The organism is Aeromonas sp. HMWF015 (assembly GCF_963878965.1).
Classification (GTDB): domain Bacteria; phylum Pseudomonadota; class Gammaproteobacteria; order Enterobacterales; family Aeromonadaceae; genus Aeromonas; species Aeromonas veronii.
This window is the reverse complement of the sequence record NZ_CAWNZT010000345.1, coordinates 1-5227: the sequence shown is the minus strand read 5'-3', so window position 1 is coordinate 5227 and position 5227 is coordinate 1. Positions and strand designations below refer to the sequence as shown.

Sequence of the window (5227 nt, the reverse complement as noted above, 5' to 3'; positions counted from 1 at the left end):
GTCAGCACGCTTGCGGTAGCGTCGGCCAATACGGCGAGATCTTTTCCACTATTCGGGAGAGCCTCTTTGCTGGTGGGGGCCGGATAGGGGGCAAACAGCAGCCCCGCCAGGTATTTGGCATCCGGTGAGTGGCCCACCAGTGTGATAGTGAGTGGGCCGCCGGGGTGGTTCAGGGTGACATGAACCGGGCCGCCCTGTCGTGCCCCGAACAGCTGCCAGGGATCCGGATTTGGCAGTGCCTCGCGAGATTGCCCCGCCAGATAGCGCTGCGTTAGCCACTCCTGCGGTTGCCACTGCTCGGCCCAGATGGGCTCGCCATTGACCAGCACGCTGCGCTCGAAGGGGTGGGGCAGGTACTCCCATTCACCGGGGTCATCCAGCCAGAGGGTGAGCTGGTAGCGTCCCTTGGCCAGGTCCAGCTGCACCCCGTCGAGATTGCGCAGCCCATCGCGAACCAGGGCATCGCCGGAGGGGCGCAAGATGGGGGTGGGATGGCCAATCAGCCGGGGATCCCCCGGGCTCAGGGGCTCAAAGCCGGTAAAGCGGGGCGCAGCCGCGGCCCCCAGATCCAGCGCAATGGTGCCCGCAGGCAGAGTCAGACCGGGCTCCCAGTACCAGCGGTGAATGGTCAGCGAGGGGGCGTTATCGGCCATAAAGAGATAGAGCTTGGTGAGTTTGTCCAGCGCCAACGCTCTGGGTTGGCTGGTGCGCCACTCGCTCAAGGCAAAGCGCTGGGTGAAGGGGCCGGGGGCGACAATCCGCTCCAGATTGACCCGACTGCGGTAGTTGACCGAGGCCTCATCGTCGATACGCAGGATCAGGGTTTGCGGGCGGGCGCTGGGGTTATGGCCCTCGATCACCAGTTCATCATCGCTGCCTATTGGCCAGTTGTGGGTGCTCAGATCGAGCCGCTGGGGTGTCTGGTTACCCGTCAGGGGCAGCGGGGTCTGCCCCTCCAGCCGGGTGGCGGCCATTGCTGCATGGCAGCAGAGCAGGATAACCAGCCAGAGCCCTCTGATCATCCGGCCAGCCCCTTCAACCAGTTATTCAGCTCGGCAGCCTTGTGATCCCAGCTTTGCAGGGCCACCTGCTGCTGGCGAGTGTGGCGCCCTTCGCTGCGGGTGAGCCCCTCCCAGCCACTCTCCTGAAACCAGCCCGGATTGGATTGATCAAAGGCGGCCCGGTTGATGGCCTCGGCCAGGCTCTCCCCGCTGCGGGGCAGCTGGATCTGATCCCGATAGCCATCGAGGGCCGGAAAATCGGTGCTGACGATGGGCCGCCCTGCGGCCAGATACTCGCGCAATTTCAATGGATTGCAGGCACGGATCTGGGCGTTGTCGACAAAGGGCAGCAGGCTCACCTGCCAGTGCTGGGCATAGGCCGCCAGCGTGTGGTGGGGACGGGGCCCGAGCAGATGGATATTGGGGAGCCCCTTGAGGGGGGAGATATCGGTCTGGACCGGGCCAATCAGCACCAGATCCCAGTGGGGCAGGGCGGCGGCCGTCTCTGCCAGCAGGGGGATATCAATCCAGTCGCTAAGGCTGCCGTAAAATCCGGCAATGGGGCGGCCGGAGGGGAGATCCGCCGGACGCTCTCTGGGGGGCATAAACAGCTCGAGATCCACGCCGTGGCTGAGGAGTCGGGTTTTATGGGGGGGAAAGCGGCTGGCCAGCGCGGGGCTGGCGGCCAGAATGAGATCGGCTTTTTCCACCAGTCGGGCCTCGCAGTGAGCGATGGCCTGATGATCCACCCCTGCCAGCGCCGAGAAGTCATCGCCGCAGTAGTAGATGACCGCCCGCTCTTCGAGCTTGCCAATCAGATCGACGGCGCTGGGCAGGGAGATCCAGAGCAAGGGGCGATCCAGCTCGGGCAGCTGACGCCGGATCTGCGCCGCCAGCCAGTGGCCATTGATCTTGCCCGCCAGCCGACTGCCGGGCAGCGGTAAGGCGAGCGGCGGCAGAACCCGGGGGCTGCTGACCTCTGATGGCGCAACCGACTGGCCGCCAGCATGGCGCGCGCCGCGCAGCACGGCCCCCAGTTTGCGGACGATACGAGTGAGATCATGAAGGGTAAAGCGGGGGCAACGCATGCCGATGGAGTTGACCCAGAGCACTTGATAATCGGGCAACAGACGCTTGACCAGGTGTTGGGTGCTGGAGGGGTGCTGGCCCCAATCCTCTCCCAATACCACCAGTTGCGGCAGTGAGTGTGGTTTCATGCAAAGGTCTCCGAAGCGTGTGCGGGGTCGCTGTGATCCTGTGGTTGTAAGGGGCGCAGTACGGTGGCCGGTACCCCCGCTGCCAGTACACCTGCGGGCAGATCCCGGGTGACGACGCTGCCTGCGGCGACAATGGTGCCGGCGCCTATGGTGACGCCGGCCATCACCATCACCCCGGTGCCAAGCCAGACATCCTGCTCCAGCACGATGGCCCCCACCTGCTCATCGAGATCAGGCAGGCCCCGTGCGCGATTGCGGGCGTTGACCGGGTGCCCCGGGTAGCCCGCCAGAAAGGCACGCCCTGCAATTCTGACGTTATCCCCCAGCACTATCTTGCTGCCCACCGCCAGGGTGGTCTGCCAGCCAATCCCGACATTGCGGCCAATCACCAGCCTTGGCGTCTGGCTCGATGCCCGGCCGCTTATGGTCATGGCGGCGCTGAGACGGCAGTCGGCGCCGATCTCGATGGTGACCGGACCGCTGATATAGGGGATGCCGCCATAGAGATAGAGGCGCGGGGCGGGGGCTGTGAGGCGAGATTGAAACAAGGGGGTCCACCAAAGGGTGCGGGTCAGGGTCGCCAGCGCGTTGCTGCCCAGCAGATAGAGCCGATAAAGCAGCCGATGCAGGGGAGGGATCACGGGGAGTGACCAGTGGCGGGCACTTTTGGCCAGTCGCCATACCTGGCGAGCCAGTGGCGTTTCCCCCTGTTTGGCCCAGCTTTTCATCCGGTGCAGGTTGATGGTGTTCATGGCGACCTCTCCCTCTGGTGCAGTCCGTTGCTCGCTAAGCAGAAAGCAGGGATCGGGCCAACAGGACGGCCCCAGCTAGATCGGGCCAAATGGGGCTAAGAGGTGGGGCAGATTGCGCCTGTCGGTGCAATTTGCAGCCAGCGTTGTGCAAAACGCAAATGCCAGTCTCATTCTGGGCTTGTTCAGGCCGGTTAAGCCGCACAGAGGGGCTATCGCTTCAGGGCGGGAGTGAGTGGCGTGGGCTTTGCATTAGCGGTAGCTGACCCGGAGCAGGATGCTTCGGGTGGCTGGGAGGCCCTATGAAACTTGGTGTGAACCAGATTGCCATGCTCTATTACGCCGGCGGCTTGCTCCTGATGAAGGGGATCTCCCTGCTGATGCTGCCGGTGTTGACCCATCAGCTGCTGCCTCGTGAATACGGCCAGCTGGAGGTGCTGCTGACCCTCATCAATCTGGGTTCCCTTATTTTGGGCTTCGGGCTGGTGGATGCCCTCTACCGCTTTGCCGGATTGGCGAAAGATGAGCAGGAGCGCCAGCAGGTGGTGGCCCGCATGTTTGGTCTGGTCTGGCTGATCGCCCTGGCCAGTCTGGTGCTGCTCTGGCTGCTGGCGCCTGTGGTGCAAGCCTGGCTGCCGGTTGAAACCCGCCTTGCGGATGTGCGCTGGGTGCTCTGCGCCCTGCCGTTTGAAGGGGTGATCGGCGTGCCGCTGGCATGGCTGCGGATGCGCAATCAGGCCCGGCTCTTTTTCGTGGCGACCGCAGGCAAGGCGGTGATCCAGTCGGTGCTGACCGGCTGGTGGCTCTGGCTCGGTTGGGGCGTGAGCGGGGTGCTGGCCTCCGGCACCCTGACCTGCGTTGCACTGGCGCTGCTGCTGAGCCTCTGGCAGTGGCGAGATAGCGGGATCCGCTTTGACTGGCAGCACTATCGGCCGCTGCTGCGCTATGGATTGCCCCTGGTGGTGAGCGGGCTGGCAGGTTTTGCCCTGAGCGGACTGGATCGCTGGTTGCTGGCCGATGTGGTGGGTGAGGCGCTGCTCGCCTACTACGCGGTGGCGGGCAAGCTGGCGCTGGCAGTGGGACTTCTGCTGCAACCCTTTGCCCTCTGGTGGTATCCCCGCCGTTTCATGCTGCTGCGCGAGCCGGATGGATTGCGACTCAATGCCCACTACAGCGTGATGGGGTCGGTGCTGGGGTTTGTCACCGCAGGGATTGTCGGGCTTACCGCCCCCTTGCTTATTCGCTGGCTGACCCCGGAGAGCTATCACGGGGCGATCGCCTATATTCCGCTGCTGGTGCTGGGTATGGCGGTGCGCAATGTTTCGGACTTGCTCAATGTCGGCTGCTTTAGCGGCGAGAAGAGCAATGCCCAGATGGTGATCAATCTGGGCTGCAGCGCCCTTGGGGTAGCAGGCTTTCTGCTCGCCATCCCCCCCTTCGGGGTCGCCGGGGTGATCTGGACCCTGCTGCTGGTCTATCTGGTGCGGGCGCTGGCCTTTTATCTGGTGAGCCAGCGGTTGTTGCCGCTGCCGTATCGCCTCTCCACCCTCTGGGCCAGCTCGCTTGGGGCGCTGGCGATGGTCTGGCTCGGCCAATGGTGGGCAGGATCATGGCTCGTCTAACGCCGGCCATCTGGGCAAGCGCCATCTGTCTGGTGCTGGCGCTACTATGGTGGCGGCTGCCCCATCCTTTGCTGCTGCCGGGGGTTGGCCTTGCCATTCCCTCCATCTGGTTTGCCCTGCGCTGGCCCTTCTTGATGGTGCTGGGGTTTGTCACTTTCTCCTTCTTTCGGCTGCATGAGGTGTTCCCCCAGCTCTATCCCCTCAAGATCCCGCTGCTCTTCTCGCTGGCCGCCATCGGCGCACTGGTCTGGCACATTTTGCTGACCGGTCGGATCAAGCCCTACTGGAGCCCAGCCCTGAGCTGGCTGACGGCCTTCTTTGTGATGGTCTCCATTGGTGTGCTGTTTGCCAGCAACCGGGGCGAGGCGATCGCCACCTGGACCGGCAGCTACAGCAAGATCTATCTGATGACCCTGGCGACCACCTGGCTGGTGCGCACTCCGGGGGATTTTGCGCTGGCGGTGCGCACCTTTGTGGTAGCGGGCTGTCTGGTGGCGCTGGTGGCCCTCTACAACAAGGCGAGCGGAATTGGGCTGGTGGAGGGGACCCGGGTGACCATAGGGCGCGAGCTGGGCTCTGTGCTGGGGGATCCCAACGATCTGGCGCTGGTGCTGCTCTTTCCTGCCGGTTTTTCGCTG

The 5227-nt window shown here is 64.2% G+C and carries 3 protein-coding genes and 2 pseudogenes; 2 read left to right on the top strand and 3 right to left on the bottom strand.

Annotation, left to right across the window (positions count from 1 at the left end; genetic code table 11):
• The 3 genes and pseudogenes from AACS18_RS17405 to AACS18_RS17395 form a co-directional block, all read right to left on the bottom strand.
• Positions 1 to 1022: pseudogene (locus AACS18_RS17405) on the bottom strand (hypothetical protein); the annotation flags it as partial.
• Complete coding sequence (locus tag AACS18_RS17400) at positions 1019 to 2218, bottom strand: glycosyltransferase (protein WP_108612853.1); 1200 nt, start codon at positions 2216 to 2218, stop codon at positions 1019 to 1021. The pseudogene AACS18_RS17405 and the gene AACS18_RS17400, both read right to left, overlap by 4 nt.
• Entirely contained in the window at positions 2215 to 2970 is a 756-nt protein-coding gene (locus tag AACS18_RS17395) for an acyltransferase (RefSeq protein WP_108612852.1), read from the bottom strand. The genes AACS18_RS17400 and AACS18_RS17395 overlap by 4 nt, the downstream gene beginning before the upstream one ends.
• Before the next feature lie 299 nt (positions 2971 to 3269).
• On the opposite strand from AACS18_RS17395, the gene AACS18_RS17390 reads away from it, so the two are divergent.
• Entirely contained in the window at positions 3270 to 4589 is a 1320-nt protein-coding gene (locus AACS18_RS17390; protein WP_043819779.1) for a lipopolysaccharide biosynthesis protein, read from the top strand.
• Positions 4577 to 5227, top strand: a pseudogene (locus AACS18_RS17385) (oligosaccharide repeat unit polymerase); the annotation flags it as partial. The gene AACS18_RS17390 and the pseudogene AACS18_RS17385, both read left to right, overlap by 13 nt.

Bases quoted from the DNA above. Each gene is read 5' to 3' on its own strand.
- AACS18_RS17390 (WP_043819779.1), top strand. From the start codon at position 3,270: ATGAAACTTGGTGTGAACCAGATTGCCATGCTCTATTACGCCGGCGGC.
- AACS18_RS17400 (WP_108612853.1), bottom strand. From the start codon at position 2,218: ATGAAACCACACTCACTGCCGCAACTGGTGGTATTGGGAGAGGATTGG.
- AACS18_RS17395 (WP_108612852.1), bottom strand. From the start codon at position 2,970: ATGAACACCATCAACCTGCACCGGATGAAAAGCTGGGCCAAACAGGGG.